We start from the raw sequence: 21,886 nt of genomic DNA on the forward strand, positions 1-21,886 counted from the left end.
ACTTGCCTGAACAGCAGGAAAGAAGCGCCCTGCAGGGGAGACAGAGAGATCATGGCGGTTTTTTCAGACATGAAAAAGGAGGCCGAAGCCTCCCTGGTATTTCATTAAAACGCCCCTGGTGAAGGCGGTATGACTAAAAATTACTTAATATTCAAAGTGACGTCGATGTTGCCACGGGTCGCATTGGAGTACGGGCAAACCTGATGGGCTTTCGCCACCAGTGCTTCTGCTTCGCTGCGCTCGAAGCCTGGCAGGGTAATATCCAGCTGAACTTCGATACCGTAACCGCCCGGAATTGCGCCGATGCCGACTGCGCCTTCAATTTTGGCGTCCGCAGGGATCTTAATTTTTTCTTGTGCGGCAACGGCTTTCAGTGCGCCGAGGAAGCAGGCGGAATAGCCAGCAGCAAACAGCTGCTCTGGGTTAGTACCGCCGCCCATGCCGCCCATTTCTTTTGGTACACCCAACTTGACGTCAAGAACGCCGTCGTCAGAAGTCGCACGACCATCACGACCACCGGTGGCTGAGGCATGAGCACGATACACCACTTTTTCAATAGACATATTTCGTTCCTTAATCAGTGAGAGCCATAAAATATTAAACGATTTAATCGCACACTACTTATTTGATTCTATCAAACGCGTCTAAGATGCTCCTTCAGACTCGTCTGTTTAACACTCTTTAAAGCGAAGTTTTACGCTTTATCCTGAAGCTTAGCCCGTAAGACTTCCAGTTGCTGCTTCAGCGCCACAATCTCGCCAACTTCACATTCGGTCGCACACAAAATGGCTTCGGGAATACCCTGCGCTTTTTCGCGTAACGCCCGGCCTTCTGCGGTCAGGGAGATAATCACCTGGCGCTCATCGGCTTTCGCCCGCTGACGCATCAGCAAACCGGCGGTTTCCAGACGCTTTAACAATGGCGTCAAAGTAGCAGAATCGAGAAACAGTTTTTCGCCGATTTCAGATACCGTGACTTCATCACGCTGCCAGAGCACCAGCATCACCAGATATTGCGGGTAAGTCAGTTCGAGTTGCCCGAGCAATTTACGGTAAACCTTATGCAGTGCCAGATTCGCGGAGTACAGCGCGAAACACATCTGTTGATCCAGATGCAGCATGCCGTTTTGTGTTGAGTCGGTATCTGTTGTCATGTTCATGCCGCCAATATATATAGCGCGCGATATTATCGCAAGCGCTTTTTTATGTTATCTCAACCCGCAGGTTCAGAAACCTTCAATCCGCTGCAGCATATACGGATAAAACGGGTTGGATGAAACACGCATCAGCTGATCCATACTTACCACCAGCGCACCGCTTTCACCCCGCGCGGCCAGCGTACCGAGCCTGATACCAAATTGCGCAGGCCCTTGCGGATTGCGCCCGTACAGCGAATCGTCTGTCGGAAAAGGCAGCGCGACATGCGACAGCGAATAGAATTCTGAAGGATAGTTCAGACCGAGTGGTGTAACTGAAGCGCTGTTTTGCCCCGCTACTGTGATTTTCGCTACCGTGGCCGCATCATCCGGCGAAGCGTTGGTAATCACCGTCGTCTGATAGGCGCGCGGCGGCGCAGGCAGCAGGCGCTCAACGGCGGTTTCCGATGACGGACGCAGCAGCGGCCCGACATACGCACTGCGGTTAATATCAAACAGTACCAGCTGGCTGCCGTTTGCCGGGAGCTGATTAAACAACGCCGTCACCACCGCACGGGCGCTGACGGTTGAATCAACCACCGACTGGAACGCCAGCACAGGCGGTAACTGTGAAAGCTTGCCGGACTCCGCGTCTTTACTGATTTGCTGCTGTAAAACATGGGTCAGCAGATAAGACTGACGCGCCGCTTTCACCGGGAATGAATTGTATTTAAAAGGATTGAATTCCGGCATCAGATTCAGCCAGGCGGTTTTGGCAAAGGCAGGGAAAATTGCCGGCCAGCCCGCATATCCGGCAAAGCGCGCAAAACTGGTCACGCCAATCATCGGGGAAATCAGCACAATGCGCGAAGGGCGCGCCAGTGCAGGATCATCGAGCGAATCCAGGGTGTATTTCATCGCCAGCGCACCGCCATTGGAAAAACCGACCAGTTGCAGCGGCACATCCGCACCTGCTGCACGTCGTGCCTCGCGGATTGCCAGCCGCGTTGCCGCCAGCCACTGTTCCCAGTCGACGCTGGTCAGTCCGCCCGGCACGGTGCCATGTCCGGGCAAGCGAATACCGACGGCAACGAATCCACGGCGACGATAATCCTGCGCAATATGCCGCAGGCTGTAAGGGGAATCGGTCAGACCGTGCAACAGCACCACCGCGCCGACCGGTTTACCGTCGGGCATCAGCTCATAAGAGCGGTTCCAGTCCTGCGCAAAATGCTCGGGATAAATCGGGCTGCGATCGTAATAGCGGTTAAGCGGAATACGATCTTCTCTGTCGAGTTTGTCCGTCACCTGCTGCTTCACTTCAGCAAACGCCTGCTGCTCCGCGCGTAAATACGCCGGCCAGTCGCTCTTATCCAGTTGCTCCGCACTCAGTTCGTCCGGCACCAGTTTGTGCCACGGCTCAAGCGGCGGCCCCTGTAAGGCGTCATAAGTACGCACAGCCAGCAGCGTAATAATCACCAGAATCAGCGCCAGTAACAGCTTTTTCAGGCGTTCAGAGAGATGACGAAGTTGCATTAAATAGGGGTTTCCTCTGGCCAATGCTGAGCGCTATGCACCAGCCTGATGATTTGAATTTCGGTGTCAGTCACGCGATATACCATCCTGAAATGCTTACGAATAATACATTCTCTGGTTCCGGCAACGCGTCCTGCTACATACATGTCGGGACTGAGTAGAATGCGCTCTGCTGCGTCATCAAAATCATCATCCAGTTCAATAGCGGCATGAGGATTCTCACCCGCGACATAACTGAATATATGCTCGCGATCATCCTGCGCATGTGGTTTCCATACCAGCATTTTGATCATTCGTTACTTTTCCTGTTCCTTAAGTAACGCGGCTTTCCTGGCTGCAAACTCAGCCTTCACCTGTTCGTGAGGAATGACGGGGCGCGGATCATCCAGTGATTCCTGAACCCGTTTCCGGAACCACAAATCATAGGTAGCTTCATCCATCGCGGCAGCTTCATGCGCCCTTTTTAGCGCTGCCGATCGGTCGGGGCGAGTTCCTTTACCGCTCCCTACAGGATCATAGTCGGTAATATCCACTTCGAACTGGTTTATGCCCAGGTCTTTTAAATAAGCCGCCAGCGTGTCGAAACGCTTGAAAACCCGCACTTTACCGCTGCGTTGTGCGATAAGGGTCCGCTGATGTTCGCCGTATCTGATCACTATTATCCACCCTCCCTGTTGTGCGACCACGCTGAACTGGCTGACCGCGCCAGCTTCTGCCAGACAAATTAATGTGGAATGGTCGATAGTTTCTTTAGACATAGCCATACCAGCCTTTCTGCAAATAATAATAAATCATCGGTTCATACAACTATATACCGATACCTCTACTGAGCCAGATTTATCTTTTTGATGCGAGGCATCGCGCAAATTTTCGCCCCAATTTTGCCCAGTTGCATTCCGTCCGTGGTGCAACAAATATACAACCCGGTCATACAACAATGACTAAACCCAGCAAAATCAATGGATAATGAAGTGGCACAGGCTTTGCTTAGATGAATTCAATCTTGTATACCAGATGGGATTCAAAACATGGCTTCAGTTTCAGAGACAGTCACATCACCCTTTCGCGGTTTTACCTTGCGGGAATGGCAGCAACATTACCGCGGTGCGCCAGACAGCCTGCGCACCACGCTTTCTCTGGTTATGGGAAGCCTGAGTCAAAACGACAATGCCTGGATTTATCTCGCCACCGCAGAGCAGCTTGAGGCGCAAATCCTCCACCTTGAAGCCCTTCGCCATCAGCATGAAGGCTTGCTGAGCGCCCTGCCGTTATATGGTGTGCCGTTCGCCGTTAAAGACAATATGGATATCGCAGGCTGGCCGACCACGGCGGCGTGTCCGGCGTTTGCTTACACCGCAGAAGCAGACGCTACCGTGATTGCCAATCTGAAAGCCAAAGGCGCAATAGTGATTGGCAAAACCAATCTCGATCAGTTCGCCACCGGCCTGGTCGGCACCCGTTCTCCTTACGGCGCAGTCCCTAATACCTTCAATCCTGATTACGTCAGCGGCGGATCCAGTTCTGGTTCGGCTTCCGTTCTGGCACGCGGTCTGGTGGCCTTTTCGCTGGGCACCGACACCGCCGGTTCCGGCCGTGTTCCGGCAGGCTTTAATAATGTCGTCGGGCTGAAACCGACCAAAGGCTGGCTGTCGAATACCGGCGTGGTTCCGGCCTGCCGCCTGAATGATTCCGTCTCGATTTTCGCCCTGACAGTAGCCGATGCCCAGACCGTCGCCCAGGCAGCAGGCGGTTTTGATGCTGCCGATGCCTACTCCCGTAGAAATCCGTTTACCGCGCCGGTCGCCATGTCACCGCATCCGCGCTTTGCCGTGCCGGACAGTCTGGAATTCTTCGGCGACGCGCTGGCGGAATTTGAGTTTGATCAGGCGCTGGAACGTCTGAACAGCAGCGGCATCACCCTCGTTCCCGTCGATTTCACGCCGTTCCGCGAACTGGCAGAGCAGTTGTATTACGGCGCATGGGTGGCAGAACGCACCGTGGCGGTAGGCGAAATTTTCGAAGAAAGCCCGGAAGCGATGGATCCGATCGTTCGCGGGATTGTCGCCAATGGCCTGAACTACACCGCGATCGATGCCTGGCGCGCTGAATATTTACGCGCTGAGCTGTCACGCAAAATTAATCTGACGCTGGAAGGGTTTGACGCGCTGGTGGTGCCGACATCGCCGACCATCCGCACGCAGCAAGAGCTGGTGCAGGAACCGGTGCTCTACAACTCGCAGTTCGGCATTTACACCAACTTCACCAATCTGGCGGATTTGTCCGCGCTGGCGCTGCCTTCCAGCCTGCGCGCCGACGGCCTGCCCGCCGGTATCACGCTGATCGCTCCGGCCTGGCACGACGATGCACTGGCAAGTTTTGGCCGTCAGTGGCAGCGCAGCCTGAATCTGCCGCTCGGCGCAACCGGGCTGGCGATGAAATCTGAAGAATTCATGACCTCCGCGCCGGTCAGTGCTGCCTGCGTGCGCGTTGCCGTGGTTGGCGCGCACCTGACCGGGATGCCGCTGAATTTTCAGCTCACCAGCCGCAACGCGGTACGCGTCGAACAAACCACGACCGCTGCAACCTACAAACTTTACGCCCTCGCCAACACCACGCCGCCAAAACCGGGACTGGTGCGGGCAGAAGGCGGCAGCGCGATTATCGTCGAACTGTGGGATATCCCGCTGGCGCGCTTTGGTGAATTCGTCGCTGAAATCCCGGCACCGCTGGGTATCGGCTCGCTCGAACTGGCTGACGGACGCAGGGTGAAAGGCTTTATCTGCGAGCCGTGGGCGCTTGGCGAGGCCACCGATATCACCGCATTTGGCGGCTGGAGAAGTTACATCCAGAGCCTGAATTCACCGGTCAAAAGCTGAGGGCGCGCACATGTTTAACACTGTTTTAATTGCTAACCGTGGCGAAATTGCCTGCCGCGCGATCCGTACGCTGAAACGTCTGGGCGTGACCAGCGTGGCCGTTTATTCCGACGCTGACCGCAATGCACCGCACGTCACGCAGGCGGATATCGCCATCGCGCTGGGCGGCGAAAAGGCCAGCGAAAGCTACCTGATGATCGACAAAATTCTGGCCGCCGCGAAAGAAACCGGCGCGCAGGCGATTTATCCGGGATACGGCTTTTTATCCGAAAGCGCAGAATTCGCCGATGCCTGCGAAGCGGCAGGCATTGCGTTTATCGGCCCGACCGCCGGACAAATCCGCGAGTTTGGCCTCAAGCATCGTGCCCGCGAATTGGCCGGTGCCGCAAATGTACCGATGACGCCGGGCACCGGGTTGCTCGCCAGCCTTGATGAGGCCGTGAAAGCCGCCGCAGACATCGGTTATCCGGTGATGCTGAAAAGCACCGCAGGCGGCGGAGGCATTGGCCTGACGCGCTGTGACGATGAAGACGCCCTGCGCGCCGCGTGGGACAGCGTGAAGCGTCTCGGCGAACAGTTTTTCCGCGACGCCGGTGTGTTTCTCGAACGCTTTGTCGATCGCGCCCGTCACGTCGAAGTACAGATTTTTGGCGACGGTAAAGGCCGCGTGATGGCGCTCGGCGAACGCGACTGTTCGTTACAGCGCCGCAATCAGAAAGTGGTGGAAGAAACCCCTGCACCGAATCTGCCGCAGGCCAGCCGCGAAGCGTTACATCGCGCCGCCGTACAGCTCGGCGAATCGGTGAACTACCGCAGCGCCGGTACCGTTGAATTTATCTATGACGCCCCGCGCGACGAATTTTATTTTCTCGAAGTGAATACCCGTTTGCAGGTGGAGCATCCGGTCACCGAAATGGTCACCGGTCTGGACTTGATCGAATGCATGCTGAACGTCGCCGCCGGTGAACCTCTGGACTGGCCTGCAATGGAAAAAGCCCCGCAGGGCGCGTCGATGGAAGTGCGTATTTACGCCGAAGATCCGCTGAAGAATTTTCAGCCGAGTCCGGGCGTGCTGACCGAGGTCTTTTTCCCCGAAGACGTCCGCGTCGATGGCTGGGTTTCAACCGGCAGTGAAGTGTCGGCCTTTTACGACCCGATGATCGCCAAACTGATTGTTCACGGCACCGACCGTCAGGACGCACTGGCGAAAATGTCTGCCGCGCTGGCCGCCACCCGCCTGCACGGCATCGCCACCAATATCGATTATCTGCGTCAGGTCGTTGCCACGCCGGTGTTCCGCGACGGTGAAATGTGGACGCACATGCTCGACAGTTTTGTTTACTCGCCAAACGCCATCGAAGTGATCGCGCCCGGTACGTACAGCAGCGTGCAGGATTATCCGGGGCGTCTCGGTTACTGGGATATCGGCGTGCCGCCTTCCGGTCCGATGGACGATTTTGCCTTCCGTCTCGCCAACCGCATTGTCGGCAATCATCTGGATGCCGCCGGTCTGGAGTTCACGTTACAGGGACCCACCCTGCGCTTTCATTGCGACGCGGTGATCGCGCTGACCGGCGCACGCTGTCCGGCACATCTCGATGGCGAAGCTGTTTCTTACTGTCAGCCGGTAAACGTAAAAGCCGGTCAGACACTGACGCTGGGGCGCGCCACGCAGGGTTGCCGCACCTATCTTGCCGTGCGTAACGGTTTCGATGTGCCGGTGTATCTCGGCAGCCGTTCAACCTTTGCGCTCGGGCAGTTTGGCGGTCACGCCGGTCGCACGCTGCGCGTTGCCGATATGCTGACCGTTTCACAGCCGGAACTGGCGGCCTGCACCACGCCCGCGCCGGTCGGTTTGCCGCAGGCCGCAGCGGAAAATATCGTGCCGCCTTACGGCGACATCTGGAATATCGGCGTGCTTTACGGGCCGCACGGCGCACCGGATTTCTTCACCACAGGATCCATCGACACTTTCTTCCAGTCTGAATGGCAGGTGCATTACAACTCCAACCGCCTCGGCGTGCGGCTGGTTGGCCCGAAACCACAATGGGCGCGGCAGGACGGCGGCGAAGCCGGTCTGCACCCGTCCAACGTGCATGACTGCGAGTACGCCATCGGCGCGATTAATTTCACCGGTGACTTCCCGGTCATTCTGACCCGCGACGGGCCAAGCCTCGGCGGTTTCGTCTGTCCGGTGACCATCGCCAAAGCCGAATTGTGGAAAGTCGGCCAGGTAAAACCGGGCGATAAAATCCGTTTTCATCCGATCAGTTTTGAACAGGCACAGGCGCTGGAACTGGCGCAGCAAGGCACGCTGGACTCGCTGATGCCAGTCAACGCGATGGCGCTGCCGGTGCCGTCTTTGCTGCCGGATACCACGGCTTCCGCCACCATTCTCGCGGCGCTTCCGGCGACGGCTGAACGTCCTTCGGTGGAATACCGTCAGGCAGGCGACGGCTACGTGCTGATTGAGTACGGCGATAACGTGCTGGATCTGGCGGTGCGTATGCGCATCTACCTGCTGATGAACGCCATCAAAGCCGCCGGTCAGCAGGGTATTGAAGAACTGTCGCCGGGCGTGCGTTCGCTGCAAATCCGCTACGACAGCCGCGTGCTGCATCAGACGGCGCTGCTTCAGCATTTACTGACGCTGGAACACAGCCTGGCGGATGTCAGCCAGCTCAAGATCCCGACCCGTATCGTACATATGCCGATGGCATTTGAAGATTCCGCCACGCTCGGCGCGGTCGAACGCTATCAGCAAACCGTGCGCACAGACGCGCCGTGGCTGCCAAATAACGTCGATTTCATCCAGCGCACCAACGGGCTGGCGAACCGCGACGAAGTAAAAAACATCATTTTCGACGCCAGCTATCTGATCCTCGGGCTGGGCGATGTGTATCTTGGCGCGCCGTGCGCGGTGCCGGTCGATCCGCGCCATCGCCTGCTGAGTTCCAAATACAACCCGGCGCGCACCTTTACCGCCGAGGGCACGGTCGGTATCGGCGGTATGTACATGTGCATTTATGGCATGGATTCGCCGGGCGGCTATCAGCTGGTCGGCCGCACGCTGCCGATCTGGAATAAGTTTCTCAAGAATCAGCAGTTTAAAAACGGCGAGCCGTGGCTACTGCACTTCTTCGATCAGGTGCGGTTCTATGAAGTTACCGAAGCCGAACTGGAGATCCAGCGCGAGGCGTTCCGCGAAGGGCGCGCACAAATCCGCATCGAAGAAACCGAGTTCGATTTTGCGCAATATACGCAATTTCTTGCCGATAACGCCGCCGATATTGCTGATTTCCGCTCGAAACAAACCGAAGCCTTTACCCGCGAAGTGGCGCACTGGCATGAAGCCGAAAGCGCCGCGGTGGAAGCCGCCGCCAACGCCGTGCAGTTAGTGGAGGACGATGCGGATCAGGACGGCCATTTAGTCAGCGCCGATCTGAACGGCAACGTCTGGAAAATCCTGGTCGAGCCGGGCCAGCAGGTGGAAGAAGGCCAGCCGCTGATCGTCGTCGAAGCCATGAAAATGGAGCTGTCGGTGAATGCGCCGTGCGCCGGAACCGTACTGAAAATCAGTTGCCAGCAGGGGCGTCCGGTCGGACCGGGCGATGCTTTGCTGTGGCTGGACGCAGCCGTTTAACGCTACCGACATACAGGGAATATCACATGCAACTGACGGGCTCTAAATCTTCACGCAGTAAAAATCGTCCGGAAGGACTGGCGGAACGCATCTATCAGCAGCTGAAAGATGACATTTTCAGCTTCCGCCTGCTGCCCGGAGACCGGTTCAGCGAAAACGACATTGCCGACCGGATGGAGGTCAGCCGCACGCCTGTGCGTCAGGCACTGTTCTGGCTGGAACACGAAGGCTACGTCGAAGTGTTTTTCCGCAGCGGCTGGCAGGTTCGTCCGTTCGATTTCGACTTTTTCGAGCAACTGTATGACCTGCGCATCGTGCTGGAACTGGAAGCGGTGAAACGTCTGTGCGCGCTGCCGCCCGCCGTTCAGCCGTTGCAACTGGCCGAACTGAAAGCCTTCTGGATTGATCAGCCGCCGCTCGAAGACGGTCAGCTGGTGTCGCGCTATGACGAAGAGTTTCACATGACGCTGGTGGCCGCGGCGGGTAACGCCGAAATGGCGCGTATTCACCGCGAACTGACCGAAAAAATCCGCATCATCCGGCGTCTGGATTTCACCAAAGGTGAGCGTGTGAACGCCACCTATAAAGAGCACGCGGGCATTCTGCTCGCCATCATTCAACAACAAACAGAGGAGGCGCAGCGCCAGTTACACGACCACATTGCCGTCAGTAAAGCCGAAGTGCGCAAAATTACCCTGCATATGTTGCACCGGGCGCGGGCGGAGAGTGACGCGGGCAACCCGTCATGACTTTTTTAAATGTTTTTTCGACTTTCACCATAACAGCGTTCTCTTAACGTATTTACATCACAGCATTTTTACAGAGGATTCATCTATGCAACGTCGACGTTTTATTAAAGCCTTTGCTCTTTCCGCCACCGTAGTCAGCATGGGTCTGGCCTGGAGCGCACAGGCTGCCGACACCATCAAAGTCGGTATCATGCATTCACTTTCCGGCACCATGGCTATTTCAGAAACCCCGCTGAAAGACATCGCGCTGATGACCATTGACGACATCAATGCCAAAGGCGGCGTGCTCGGTAAAAAACTGGAGCCGGTAGTGGTCGATCCGGCCTCTAACTGGCCGCTGTTCGCTGAAAAAGCCCGCCAGTTGCTGACGCAGGATAACGTCGCGGTGGTGTTCGGCTGCTGGACGTCGGTATCGCGTAAATCCGTGCTGCCGGTGTTTGAAGAACTGAACGGTCTGCTGTTCTATCCGGTGCAGTATGAAGGTGAAGAGATGTCGCCAAATGTGTTTTACACCGGTGCCGCGCCTAACCAGCAGGCCATTCCGGCGGTGGAATATCTGATGAGTGAAGACGGCGGCGCGGCGAAACGTTTCTTCCTGCTCGGCACCGACTACGTGTATCCGCGCACCACCAACAAAATCCTCCGCGCCTTCCTGCATTCCAAAGGCGTGAAAGACAGCGACATCGAAGAAGTCTATACGCCGTTCGGTTACAGCGATTATCAGACCATCGTTTCCAACATTAAGAAATTCTCCGCAGGCGGCAAAACCGCGGTGATCTCCACCATCAACGGCGATTCCAACGTGCCGTTCTATAAAGAGCTGGCCAATCAGGGCGTGAAAGCCACCGATGTGCCGGTGGTGGCGTTCTCCGTCGGTGAAGAAGAGCTGCGCGGCATCGACACCAAACCGCTGGTCGGCGATCTCGCAGCGTGGAACTACTTCCAGTCGGTTGATAACCCGACCAACAAAAAATTCGTGGCTGAATGGAAGGCTTACGCGAAGGCGCACAAACTGCCGAACGCCGATAACGCCGTGACCAACGACCCGATGGAAGCGACCTATGTCGGCATCCATATGTGGGCGCAGGCGGTGGAAAAAGCCGGGACGACGGACGTGGATAAAGTGCGTGCCGCGATGGCCGGACAGACCTTCGCCGCACCTTCCGGCTTCACGCTGACCATGGATAAAACCAACCATCACCTGCACAAACCGGTAATGATCGGCGAAATCGAATCCAACGGTCAGTTCAACGTGGTCTGGCAGACCGACAAACCGATCCGCGCCCAGCCGTGGAGCCCGTACATCGCGGGTAACGATAAAAAGCCAGATACCCCGGTGAAAACGGTTAACTGATTGTTTTAGCTACTCCCCCTTCGCAGGGGGAGGAGCAAACCAGCATCAACTTTATGCGGCGAGAACATTATGAGAATCCTCATCCGATCACTGCTTTTCCTGCTTTGTTGCCTTCCGTTGCTGGCAGAGGCGGGTGCGGCGAATGACTTTGCTGCCGCCAGCCGCAGCCAGCAGGCCACGTTATTACAGCAATGGGCGGCGGATCCGCAGCCGGAAAGGCTGCCGCTGCTCGAAGCGCTGAAGCAGGAAAACGTCGTCATCGACGAAGCGAAACACGCATTCATCCAGAATGGCGATCAGCTGACGCCGCTGGAAAGCGATATCAAACCGCAGGGTGACAGTAAAAAAGTCTGGCTGAACAACCGCCTGCGCATTTTGATTGCTAATGCGCTTTCCGCACACCGTCTGGTGAGCACCGACAGCGCCATCCGTTTGCAGGCCGCAAAAGCCTTACAGCGTGAAGCACAGGCCGATCAGTTGCCGCTGCTGACACATCGTCTTGAACTGGAAAAAGACAGCACGGTTCACAATGCCCTTTCCATTGCGCTGGCGAATTTACAGCTTACCGACGCCAGTCCGCAGGTGCGTCTGAAAGCCGTTGAACTGCTCGGCACGTCGGGTGATCCGGATACACAAGGTCGTCTGCAAAGTCTGACGGATCCGAAAACTGAGGCCGATGCGACGGTGCGTGATGCCGCGCGTGCCAGCCTGAAAGCGGTACAACATCGCCTGATGATCGGCGATCTGCTCGGTCAGGCCTTTACCGGTTTATCGCTCGGCTCGATTCTGCTGCTGGCTGCGCTGGGGCTGGCAATCACTTACGGTTTGCTGGGCGTGATTAACATGGCGCACGGCGAAATGTTAATGCTCGGTTCCTATTCGACCTACATGGTGCAGTCGCTGTTTCAGCACTACGCGCCGGGGTTGCTGGCGCTGTATCCGCTGGTCGCGCTGCCGGTGGCCTTTTTCATTACCGCCGGGATCGGCATGGCGCTGGAGCGCACCGTCATCCGCCATTTATACGGTCGTCCGCTGGAAACCCTGCTGGCGACGTGGGGCATCAGCCTGATCCTGATCCAGGGCGTGCGCGTACTGTTTGGCGCGCAGAACGTTGAAGTGGCGAATCCCGGCTGGCTCTCCGGCGGCATTCAGCTGTTGCCGAATCTGGTGCTGCCGTACAACCGCATCGCGGTAATCATCTTCGTCATGCTGGTGCTTGGGCTGACCTGGCTGCTGCTCAATAAAACGCGCCTTGGCATGAACGTGCGTGCCGTGACGCAAAACCGCGCCATGGCGGCCTGCTGCGGCGTGCCGACCGGACGCGTTGATATGCTGGCGTTCGGTCTCGGTTCAGGTATTGCCGGTCTGGGCGGCGTCGCACTGTCGCAACTGAGTAACGTCGGCCCGGAACTCGGTCAGGGTTACATCATCGATTCCTTCTTAGTCGTGGTGCTCGGCGGTGTCGGACAACTCGCAGGTACCGTGGTGGCGGCCTTTGGTCTGGGCATCGTGAACAAAATTCTTGAGCCGGAAATCGGCGCGGTACTGGGCAAAATCCTGATCCTCGCGCTGATTATCCTGTTTATTCAGAAACGTCCTCAGGGACTCTTCGCCTTCAAAGGCAGGGTGATTGACTGATGAGCCAGCCGCTGACGATTACCGGCGTACAAAAAGCGCCTAAGATTGCGATTTCGGTGGGCACGCTGGTGCTCATCATTCTGATTGTCATGCCGTTTCTGGCGCTGCTGCCTGCCACGAATCCGCTGGCGATCTCTACCTACACGCTGACGCTGATCGGCAAGATGCTGTGTTATGCGATCGTCGCGATCGCGCTCGATCTGGTGTGGGGCTACGCCGGATTATTGTCCCTGGGTCACGGGCTGTTTTTCGCCCTCGGCGGTTACGCGATGGGCATGTATCTGATGCGACAGGCCGCAGGCAGCGGGCTGCCGGATTTTATGTCGTTCCTCTCATGGACCGAACTGCCGTGGTTCTGGGCGGGCACGCAGCATTTTGCCTGGGCGCTGTGCCTGATCGTGCTGGTGCCGGGCGCGCTGGCGTTTGTATTCGGCTATTTCGCCTTCCGCTCAAAAATCAAAGGCGTGTATTTTTCGATCATGACGCAGGCGCTGACCTACGCCGGTATGTTGCTGTTTTTCCGCAATGAAACCGGCTTCGGCGGCAATAACGGTTTCACCGGTTTCACCACCCTGCTCGGCTTTCCGGTCACCGCCACCGGCACCCGCGTGGGATTATTTTTAGCCACGGTTCTGGTGCTGGTCGCCAGTCTGGCGCTCGGCTTTGCGCTGGCACGCAGTAAATATGGCCGCGTGCTGACGGCGGTACGCGACGCTGAAAACCGGCTGATTTTCTGCGGCTACGACCCGAAAGGTTTCAAGCTGTTCGTCTGGACGATTTCCGCCATGCTGTGCGGCCTGGCGGGTGCGTTGTACGTCCCGCAGGTCGGCATCATCAACCCGAGCGAAATGTCGCCGACCAACTCCATCGAAGCCGCGATCTGGGTGGCACTCGGCGGGCGCGGCACGCTGATCGGCCCGATTATCGGCGCAGGTATCGTCAACGGCGCGAAAAGCTGGTTCACCGTCGCCATTCCCGAATACTGGCAATTTGTCCTCGGCGGCATGTTTATTCTGGTGACGCTGTTTCTGCCGCAAGGCGTGATTGGCCTGCTGCGCAAAAGGAAATCCTGATGAGCCCGATGACCATGACCGAAGACCTGTTTACACAGTCGCATCTGGCCGACCGGCATCGCCGGCAGACCGACCCGATTTTGCAGCTGGAAAACATTAACGTCAGCTTTGACGGATTTAAGGCGCTGACCAATTTGTCGCTGAACATTGGCGTCGGCGAATTACGTTGTGTGATCGGCCCCAACGGCGCGGGGAAAACCACGCTGATGGACGTGATCACCGGCAAAACCAAACCGCAAAGCGGCCGCGTTTTTTACGATCAGCGCACCGATCTGACCAAACTGGATCCGGTGCGCATTGCGCAGTCCGGCATTGGCCGTAAATTCCAGAAGCCGACGGTATTTGAAGCGCTGACCGTATTCGAAAATCTGGAGATCGCGCAGAAAACCAATAAGTCGGTTTGGGCGTGCCTGCGCGCCAAAATGAACAGCGAACAGCGCGACCGCATCGATGACATGCTCGGCACGCTGCGTCTGGCGGCGGAACGTCATCGCCCGGCGGGCTTGCTTTCACACGGTCAGAAACAGTTTCTGGAAATCGGCATGTTACTGGTACAGGAGCCGCATTTATTACTGCTCGATGAACCGGCAGCAGGCATGACCGATGCCGAAACCGAGTATACCGCCGAGCTGTTCAAACAACTGGCGGGCAAGCATTCGCTGATGGTGGTCGAGCACGACATGGGCTTTGTGGAAACCATCGCCGACCACGTGACGGTGCTGCATCAGGGGCAGGTTCTGGCCGAAGGTTCACTGCGAGATGTGCAGGCCAACGAGCAGGTTATCGACGTGTATTTAGGGCGCTGAGGAATCGCATTATGTTGCAGGTAAATGAACTCAATCAGTTTTACGGCGGCAGCCACATTTTGCGCGGCTTGTCTTTTGAGGCAAAAATCGGTGAAGTGACCTGCCTGCTCGGTCGAAATGGCGTCGGCAAAACCACGCTGCTGAAATGCCTGATGGGGCTGATCCCGGCGAAATCCGGCACCATCAGCTGGCAGAGTCAGGTGATCAATTCCCGTAAACCGCACCAGCGCGTGCAGGCGGGCATTGCCTATGTCCCGCAGGGTCGCGAAATTTTTCCGCGTCTGACCGTCGAAGAAAATCTGCTGATGGGCTTATCGCGTTTTTCCGGCAGCAATGCAAAACAGGTGCCGGATGAAATCTACCATCTGTTCCCGATCCTGCTGGAAATGAAGCATCGCCGCGGCGGGGATTTGTCCGGCGGCCAGCAGCAACAGCTGGCGATCGGCCGCGCACTGGCCTGCAAACCGAATCTCCTGATCCTCGATGAACCGACCGAAGGCATTCAGCCGTCGGTGATTAAGGAAATCGGCGCCGTGATCAAACAACTCGCCGCCCGGGGAGACATGGCGATCTTGCTGGTCGAACAATTCTACGATTTCGCCGCCGAACTCGCCGACAGCTATCTGGTGATGTCGCGCGGCAGCATTATAAAACGCGGGCGCGGAGAAGAAATGGAAGCGGAAGGCGTACGGGGGCTGGTGGCGATTTAGTCGATACTGACTTTTTCAAGACAAGCTGCTACTTTTCAGCCACATTCACAGCCATTTTCGAATCCCGCTGAAAAGAATACAAAGTATGAAAATCAAAAGTCAGGAAGCTCTGGTGCGTCAGCGCAAGCGCTGGATAATGCTGGCGGTACTGTTGGCGGTGATCGCCGCAGGCCATCAGTGGTGGAAACAAGGGAAACTCGTCTCCGAGCAGTGGAGCCCCAACAAACAATATGTGGTGCGAGAGTATAAAACTTTCGAATTTATTCCGCGCATGACCATGCCGGGCGACGGCGGGCATTATTCCGGCTATATGCGTGTCTACAACCGCGACGGCAAACAGTTTTACGAAGAGTATTCCGACCTGCTCGATTTTATCGAAGGGCCGTTCTGGGCGAAGGAAGGCGTTTACTGGATGGGAAATGATAATCAGGACATCGTACGGTTGCCGACGTCGCCAGTGGAGTGATTAACAGACACAAAAAAGCCGCGACATGCGCGGCTTTTCACATCTCAACCTAAGGTCGAAAGTTTAGCTTCTGACTTTACGGTAGATAAACAGTACGACGATCGCACCAATCACGGCGACAACGAAGCTGCCGAAGTTGAATCCGTCTACGCGACCAAAACCGAAGAAAGTACTGATATAACCACCCACAACGGCACCTACAACACCCAGGACTACGGTCAGAATAAATCCGCCGCCATCTTTGCCAGGCATGATCCATTTCGCCAGAATACCTGCAATCAGACCAAAGATAATCCAGGATAAAATTCCCATTTTCGACTCCTCCGAATAAATTTCCGCTACCGTGAATATTGTTCAACCAAGTTAGCCAAACAAAAGCAGAACGTTTCGCGCTCTGCGAGCAGAACGTGTGTTTTACACGAACGCCCCTCTTCTTGAACTGCAATCAAAGTCTAGCACCGATTCTACAAAACCGCCCAAAATCAGCAGGAAGGGAGAGAAACGCAGAGAAATCTAAGGCAATTTCAGGCTGTGTCAGCACGAATTCGGTTTCGTCAGCTACCCGCATTCGCACGTAAAACTGCGTAAAAAGTAGACCAAATATTTTGAATGAGATACTCAAATCAATCCGTTTTTCATCGTCAGCCATCCGGCCTATTATGCATCCATCGAAAGGCAACCACCTTTCACTCTCATAAACCTGAATGGATTAAACATCATGAAAAACGTCAAAATTTTTGCTGTAGCTGCTACCCTTTCTCTGATTTCTTTCGGCAGCTTCGCCGCTCAACAGATTACTCAGCCCTCCGGCGACATGCAGAAAATCGGTGTGATTTCTGCCGCTAACTCCACGACCCTTAGCGGTCTGGAAGCGAAATTATCTCAGCAGGCTAAAGACGCAGGCGCATCTTCTTACCGCATCATCTCTGTGACCGGTAACAACAAACTGCACGCTGACGCTGAAATTTATAAATAATCTCCCGCGTAAAACTCTCTGAAAAGCCTGTGGAAGCCCGACTTCCACAGGCTTTTTTATTTGCCAGTATTTTTATGCCGAATTTCGTTTAAATTCGCGATTGCAACTCTCCCATCCTGTTCACTATTCTGGTTTTTTCGCTCATCAGGAAAAGCCATGACCGTTACCGAATCTCTCCTTTCTTATGCACTTGCTGCCGGAATTTTAACGCTGACACCGGGCCTTGATACCGCATTAGTTCTGCGCACGGCGGCCAGTCAGGGCAGCAAAAAAGCATTATTGTCAGCATTTGGCATCAGTACCGGCTGTCTTATCTGGGGCGCAATGGTGGCGCTCGGCTTAGGCGCGGTTCTTGCGGCGTCTGAAATGGCATTTACACTGCTTAAGTGGACCGGCGCAGCTTATCTGGCCTGGCTCGGTTTGCAGATGCTGCTCAAACCGCGCAGCGAAATGAACATGGCCGCGCCGGAGGGCAACGGGAAAGTGTTACGCATCGGCAATTCGCCGTTCATAAGGGGATTGTTTGGCAATGTGCTGAACCCGAAAGTCGGCGTATTTTATGTTTCTTTCCTGCCGCAGTTTGTCGCTACCGGCTATCCGGTCGGGCCGTATATTTTCGGACTCGCCGCTATGCACGCCGTGATCGGCACACTCTGGTCCATCACCATGATTTCCGCCACGCGCCCGTTATCGCGCTGGTTGCGCCGCGCCGCAGTGGTCAGAACGCTTGATCGCTTAACCGGCACCGTTTTTCTCGCCTTTGCAGTACGACTCGCTATGACTAAACGCTAACTAAAAGGAATCCTGTCATGAAGACCCGTCTCACCCATGCTCCGACAGAACATGATCTTGAGGAGATCAAAACAGCTCTGCGCACTTTCAACCGGAATTTTGTTCCTCAGTCGAAATTTCGCGAGTTAGGTATTTTTGTGGAAGACGAGAACGGCAGCAAACAGGCCGGGATTGTGGCGGAAACGGTCGGTAAATGGATGTATATCCAAATGTTGTGGGTCGATGAGTCGTTACGCGGAAAAGATGTCGGAACGCAACTGATTGCCGAGGCGGAAGCAGAAGCTAAAACGCGGGGATGTCGCTATTCGCTGGTTGATACCTTTAGTTTTCAGGCCAGGCCGTTCTATGAGCGAATGGGTTACGAGATGCAGATGGCGCTGGAAGATTATATCCGCGATACCCGCACGCCTGAAGATGCGCCGTCTACCCATACCCGGTATTTCCTGACCAAGACATTAGGCTGAATCGGGGAAGCGCGGCTGAACGGGCCGCGCAATTTTTCGGTTATTTAGCCGACAGCGCCAGCCATTCCAGAACCGCAGGACGTTGCCACTGCGCTTGTGCGTACGCCGCCAGTTTCTCCGGCATCGCATCACCATTTAAACGCAGACGGTTCAGCATCAGCGCCAGATCCACATCCGCAATACTCCATTCACCAAACAGATGTTCTTTGTCGCCCAGCAAACGTTCGGCGGCGGCAAACAACTTTTCCGCAGCCTGCTGCGCTTTAGCAGAAAGCGGCGGACATTTTGCCCCGGCAAACACCACTTCCGTTGAGCGTTCCTCGCGGATGGGCATCAGGTCACTGCGCAGCCACGCCTGCACTTCACGCGCTTTGGCACGGTTTTCCGGATCGGCAGGATAGATAGCCGGAAACGTCGGCGCAGGGAAAAGCTCTTCAACGTACTCATCAATCGCCGAAGATTCGGATAACACAAACGTGCCGTTGGTCAGCGTCGGAACGCGACGGGTCATGGACAGCGCCGAATACGTTTCTTTCAGGTTCTCCGCATCATCCAGGCTGACCGTTTCCAGTTCAAACGGAATGCCCTTTTCAGTCAGCGCCACAAAAGCAGACATCACGTAAGGACTGAAAAAATTAGCATCGGAATACAAAATCAGCGAAGACTGGCTCATGGAAATCTCCTGAAAAAAATAAAGCAAAAGGAAGAAAAACATAGCGCAGAAAGTGGGGTGTGTCGTTAAAAACTCGTTCAGAGAACGCTTTAATACCCCACCCCAGCCCTCCCCTTCGCAGGGGAGGGAGCAGAACGAGTTTTAACTCCTCCCCCTGCGAAGGGGGAGGCTGGGAGGGGGTTTAGCAGACAACACTAGGATCGTTATTTCAGCCGGAACACCTGAACAATTTCATTCAGGCGACGCGCCTGATCTTCCAGAGAAGCCGAAGCGGCTGAGGCTTCCTGAACCAGCGCGGAGTTCTGTTGCGTGACGCCATCCATTTCATGAACCGCCTGTGTTACCTGACTGATGCCACGTGATTGCTCATCAGACGCCGAGACGATGTCGCTCATGATATCGCGCACATCCGTAACGGCTTTCATGATTTCTTTCATCGTTTCGCCGGCATTTTTCACCAGCCCGACACCGTGATCCACACGACTTGTCGATTCCTCAATCAGGGCGGAAATCTCTTTCACCGCATCGGCGCTGCGCTGCGCCAGACTGCGCACTTCCGAGGCCACTACCGCAAATCCGCGCCCCTGTTCACCTGCACGCGCGGCTTCTACCGCGGCGTTGAGCGCCAAAATGTTAGTCTGGAACGCAATGCCATTAATCACTGACGTGATCTCAGAGATACGCCGCGAACTGTCGTCAATTTCCCCCATAATACCGACAACATCTGTCATGATGCTGTCACCTTTACCGGCGATTTTCGTGGCATTGGCGGTCAGCTCTGTCGCCACATGGGCATTATCGGCGTTTTGTTTTACGGTCGCCGTCAGCTGTTCCATGCTGGCCGCCGTTTCTTCCAGCGCTGCCGCCTGTTGTTCCGTTCGCGAGGCCAGATCGATATTGCCCGCCGCAATCTGCGACGCGCCGCTGCCGACGGCATGGCTGGTGGATATGATGTCATTCACCACATGGCGTAACTGCGATTGCATGGTTTGCAGCGCAAAGAAGATGCTCGATTGATCGTTTTTCTGCGTCACAATCGGATGTGTCAGATCACCATCCGCTACCGTCAGTGCAATCTTTGCCGCATCGGAAGGTTCGCCGCCCACAGGGCGTAACACTTTGCGGGTAAAGATAACGCTCAGCACCGCGAAGACCACGATGATGCTCAGTACCATCAGCGCCAGCGCGTAATAAAGTTGCCGGGTGCTTTCTTTCATCACCGCGTTTACAGGCGCCACGATACCCAGCATCCACGGCGTGCCCGTATTACCAATCTGAATCGGCACAAATTCGGTAAACGCCTTTTCTCCCAGCACCGGATCCTGCTGTTCACGGCGGGTCATCTGTCCGGTTTGAATGTTTTTCAGCAATGACGGGTCATTTTCCAGCTTATGCGTGATCTGGTCTTTTTTCGGCGAAGAAATGTAATTACCTGACTGCGAAAACAGCATCGCATAGCCGGTGCCCTGATAAGGTTTGATGCTATTGACCAGCGTCTGCAGGGTTTGCAGGGAGAAGTCCGCCGTGACAGAACCGAGGAATTTGCCATCCACCATAATCGGCACAGCAATTGACGTCAGCAAGGTATCCACGCCGTTATACGGATAACTGTAAGGCTCGAGGATCACCTCTTTTTGCAGCTTGCGCGGCAGCAGATAATAATCACCGCTGCCCGGCGTTTCGTAATCCGTGAGATTATGTAAAACGACGTTGCCACTGGTATCCCGGTCCACATAACGGACGTAGCGGCCATCCGGATCCTGTCCTTCCTTCGCGGCGAGATCTTCATCTTTGCCATCAAAGGCATCCGGCTCCCAGGCCAGCGACATAGAGAGAAAATCCGGGTGACTTTTCAGGGCATTTTGCAAAAGGGTATCGGCCAGTTTGCGGTCAGCATGTCCGGCTTCACGCAGGCTTATCATGCTCTGACCCAGGTCGCGGGCGGCTTGTAATGCGGTATCGAGTTTCTGACGGGCCAGATAGCCGTCGGTGCTGGCGGTTTGTTGCAGATAACGGCGGGCAATCTCGCGCTGCTGGTTGGACGACTGCCAGCTGAGCAATCCGACCGTAATGATGTAACCCATGCTGATAGTGATCAGTCCGACAATCAGCATCAGCGTACGGGTACGCATCGCCTTCTTAGGGGCATTTTTCTTTGTAGCAGCCTCAACTCTGGCCGCCGGTGAAAGCGCCTGCATCTGACTCATAAAATTACCCCGGAACAGAAAAACGTACTGTGAAAACTCACGATGAAATAACGCGGATGATCTGTCCCTGATGCTGGCCCTGCAGAAGCGGGAATTCCGTTATCGTCTGAATTATCGGCAACAGGTGGAGATGCTTTAGCCAAAACGGTAAAAAACCGGCCGCCAAAGATAAACGTTCGCATCCTGCTCACGCCTCCCTATACTGCTGTTATGTCGGCTGATTCAGCACCTTTCCAGGAAACTCCTATGAAGTCATGGCTCTTACCTCTTTTGTTGCTTGCGCCACTGTGTTCGCAAGCGGCTTCCACGCCGAAAGAAATTAAAGCGCGATTCAGCCAGTTTAAGGTCGGGGATAAAACCATTTGCCTCGATGACGTGACGTATGCCAACAACAGCAAAATGAAAGTCATTGAAAATGGCTTTGTGGTATCGAAACGGAAAAACGTGCTGATTTATCAGAGTAATACACTGTTTTTGCTGGGAAATGACATCACGGTGAACATCAAGGCGATCATTGAAAGCCGCGCGGGAAAAAACGCCTTCAACAACCAGTTCAAACAGGCCATGATTCAGGTTGAGGGGCTGGACGATCCGGCGCGAGCCAATGAGAAAGCGAAAATCATTCAGTCATTCCAGGATGTGATTTCGGACAAGCATAATGAAACGCCTTACAGCTCCGTGGCGCTGACCGACAAGGGCTACATCATCACGCAGGCCGAAAGCCACTCAACGACCATCAGCGAATGCTACGTAACGCCTTATAAGAAGCCGGAAAATAACAAATAAAT

21 protein-coding genes are annotated in these 21,886 nt (G+C 55.4%); 13 read left to right on the plus strand and 8 right to left on the minus strand.

Annotation, left to right across the window (positions count from 1 at the left end):
* Positions 1-140: 140 nt before the first annotated feature.
* The 5 genes from ACM615_RS00200 to relB all read right to left on the minus strand — a co-directional run bounded on the left by ACM615_RS00200 (position 141) and on the right by relB (position 3,435).
* Positions 141-563, minus strand: a complete 423-nt coding sequence (locus ACM615_RS00200; RefSeq protein WP_112291684.1) for an organic hydroperoxide resistance protein — start codon at positions 561-563, stop codon at positions 141-143.
* A 131-nt stretch (positions 564-694) separates the two neighbouring features.
* Positions 695-1,159 (minus strand): MarR family winged helix-turn-helix transcriptional regulator, encoded by a 465-nt coding sequence (locus tag ACM615_RS00205; RefSeq protein WP_369920440.1) that lies wholly within the window; start codon positions 1,157-1,159, stop codon positions 695-697.
* 66 nt (positions 1,160-1,225) lie between these two features.
* Positions 1,226-2,671 (minus strand): alpha/beta hydrolase, encoded by a 1,446-nt coding sequence (locus ACM615_RS00210; protein ID WP_129637736.1) that lies wholly within the window; start codon positions 2,669-2,671, stop codon positions 1,226-1,228.
* Complete coding sequence (locus ACM615_RS00215; protein ID WP_431011249.1) at positions 2,671-2,964, minus strand: type II toxin-antitoxin system RelE/ParE family toxin; 294 nt, start codon at positions 2,962-2,964, stop codon at positions 2,671-2,673. Before ACM615_RS00215 ends, ACM615_RS00210 begins: the two co-directional genes overlap by 1 nt.
* Positions 2,965-2,967: 3 nt before the next feature.
* Complete coding sequence (relB, locus tag ACM615_RS00220) at positions 2,968-3,435, minus strand: type II toxin-antitoxin system RelB family antitoxin (RefSeq protein WP_244220163.1); 468 nt, start codon at positions 3,433-3,435, stop codon at positions 2,968-2,970.
* Positions 3,436-3,699: 264 nt separating this feature from the next.
* On the opposite strand from relB, the gene atzF reads away from it, so the two are divergent.
* The 9 genes from atzF (at position 3,700) to ACM615_RS00265 (ending at position 15,986) form a co-directional block, all read left to right on the plus strand.
* Positions 3,700-5,547 (plus strand): allophanate hydrolase, encoded by a 1,848-nt coding sequence (gene atzF, locus ACM615_RS00225; protein ID WP_431011250.1) that lies wholly within the window; start codon positions 3,700-3,702, stop codon positions 5,545-5,547.
* A gap of 10 nt (positions 5,548-5,557) precedes the next feature.
* Positions 5,558-9,190 (plus strand): urea carboxylase, encoded by a 3,633-nt coding sequence (gene uca, locus ACM615_RS00230; protein ID WP_431011251.1) that lies wholly within the window; start codon positions 5,558-5,560, stop codon positions 9,188-9,190.
* 26 nt (positions 9,191-9,216) lie between these two features.
* Entirely contained in the window at positions 9,217-9,939 is a 723-nt protein-coding gene (locus ACM615_RS00235) for a GntR family transcriptional regulator (protein ID WP_113876889.1), read from the plus strand.
* An 85-nt stretch (positions 9,940-10,024) separates the two neighbouring features.
* Entirely contained in the window at positions 10,025-11,293 is a 1,269-nt protein-coding gene (urtA, locus tag ACM615_RS00240; protein ID WP_112291673.1) for an urea ABC transporter substrate-binding protein, read from the plus strand.
* A 69-nt stretch (positions 11,294-11,362) separates the two neighbouring features.
* Positions 11,363-12,931 (plus strand): urea ABC transporter permease subunit UrtB, encoded by a 1,569-nt coding sequence (urtB, locus tag ACM615_RS00245; RefSeq protein WP_431011252.1) that lies wholly within the window; start codon positions 11,363-11,365, stop codon positions 12,929-12,931.
* Positions 12,931-14,004: an urea ABC transporter permease subunit UrtC gene (urtC, locus tag ACM615_RS00250; RefSeq protein ID WP_113876886.1), complete on the plus strand. Its 1,074-nt coding sequence runs from the start codon at positions 12,931-12,933 to the stop codon at positions 14,002-14,004. The genes urtB and urtC overlap by 1 nt, the downstream gene beginning before the upstream one ends.
* Positions 14,005-14,012: 8 nt before the next feature.
* Positions 14,013-14,810, plus strand: coding sequence for an urea ABC transporter ATP-binding protein UrtD (urtD, locus tag ACM615_RS00255; RefSeq protein WP_431011284.1), 798 nt, complete (start codon positions 14,013-14,015; stop codon positions 14,808-14,810).
* Between the two features lie 11 nt (positions 14,811-14,821).
* Positions 14,822-15,520: an urea ABC transporter ATP-binding subunit UrtE gene (urtE, locus tag ACM615_RS00260; RefSeq protein ID WP_431011253.1), complete on the plus strand. Its 699-nt coding sequence runs from the start codon at positions 14,822-14,824 to the stop codon at positions 15,518-15,520.
* 85 nt (positions 15,521-15,605) lie between these two features.
* Positions 15,606-15,986 (plus strand): hypothetical protein, encoded by a 381-nt coding sequence (locus ACM615_RS00265; protein ID WP_113876884.1) that lies wholly within the window; start codon positions 15,606-15,608, stop codon positions 15,984-15,986.
* Between the two features lie 63 nt (positions 15,987-16,049).
* Here the strand turns inward: ACM615_RS00265 and ACM615_RS00270 are convergent, their stop codons facing one another.
* Entirely contained in the window at positions 16,050-16,298 is a 249-nt protein-coding gene (locus tag ACM615_RS00270; RefSeq protein WP_013573417.1) for a GlsB/YeaQ/YmgE family stress response membrane protein, read from the minus strand.
* Positions 16,299-16,704: 406 nt separating this feature from the next.
* On the opposite strand from ACM615_RS00270, the gene bhsA reads away from it, so the two are divergent.
* The 3 genes from bhsA (at position 16,705) to ACM615_RS00285 (ending at position 18,218) form a co-directional block, all read left to right on the plus strand.
* The gene (bhsA, locus tag ACM615_RS00275) at positions 16,705-16,962 is read left to right on the plus strand and encodes a multiple stress resistance protein BhsA (RefSeq protein WP_112291538.1); all 258 of its coding nucleotides are present in this window, start codon (positions 16,705-16,707) and stop codon (positions 16,960-16,962) included.
* A 156-nt stretch (positions 16,963-17,118) separates the two neighbouring features.
* Positions 17,119-17,754 carry a LysE family translocator gene (locus ACM615_RS00280; protein ID WP_159281835.1) on the plus strand — a complete coding sequence of 212 codons (636 nt, stop codon included), beginning with the start codon at positions 17,119-17,121 and terminating at the stop codon, positions 17,752-17,754.
* Positions 17,755-17,771: 17 nt separating this feature from the next.
* Positions 17,772-18,218, plus strand: a complete 447-nt coding sequence (locus tag ACM615_RS00285; protein WP_113876881.1) for a GNAT family N-acetyltransferase — start codon at positions 17,772-17,774, stop codon at positions 18,216-18,218.
* A 40-nt stretch (positions 18,219-18,258) separates the two neighbouring features.
* On the opposite strand, the gene yfcF is transcribed toward ACM615_RS00285, so the two are convergent.
* Together yfcF and ACM615_RS00295 are read right to left on the minus strand one after the other, a co-directional pair.
* The gene (gene yfcF, locus ACM615_RS00290) at positions 18,259-18,891 is read right to left on the minus strand and encodes a glutathione transferase (protein WP_129637746.1); all 633 of its coding nucleotides are present in this window, start codon (positions 18,889-18,891) and stop codon (positions 18,259-18,261) included.
* Between the two features lie 203 nt (positions 18,892-19,094).
* Complete coding sequence (locus ACM615_RS00295; protein ID WP_431011285.1) at positions 19,095-21,089, minus strand: methyl-accepting chemotaxis protein; 1,995 nt, start codon at positions 21,087-21,089, stop codon at positions 19,095-19,097.
* A gap of 255 nt (positions 21,090-21,344) precedes the next feature.
* Here ACM615_RS00295 and ACM615_RS00300 point away from each other — a divergent pair, with 255 nt between their 5' ends.
* Positions 21,345-21,884 (plus strand): hypothetical protein, encoded by a 540-nt coding sequence (locus tag ACM615_RS00300; protein ID WP_112291548.1) that lies wholly within the window; start codon positions 21,345-21,347, stop codon positions 21,882-21,884.
* The last annotated feature ends 2 nt before the right edge of the window (positions 21,885-21,886 follow it).

The organism is Rahnella sp. PAMC25617, from assembly GCF_050606005.1.
Classification (GTDB): Bacteria; Pseudomonadota; Gammaproteobacteria; order Enterobacterales; family Enterobacteriaceae; genus Rahnella; species Rahnella variigena.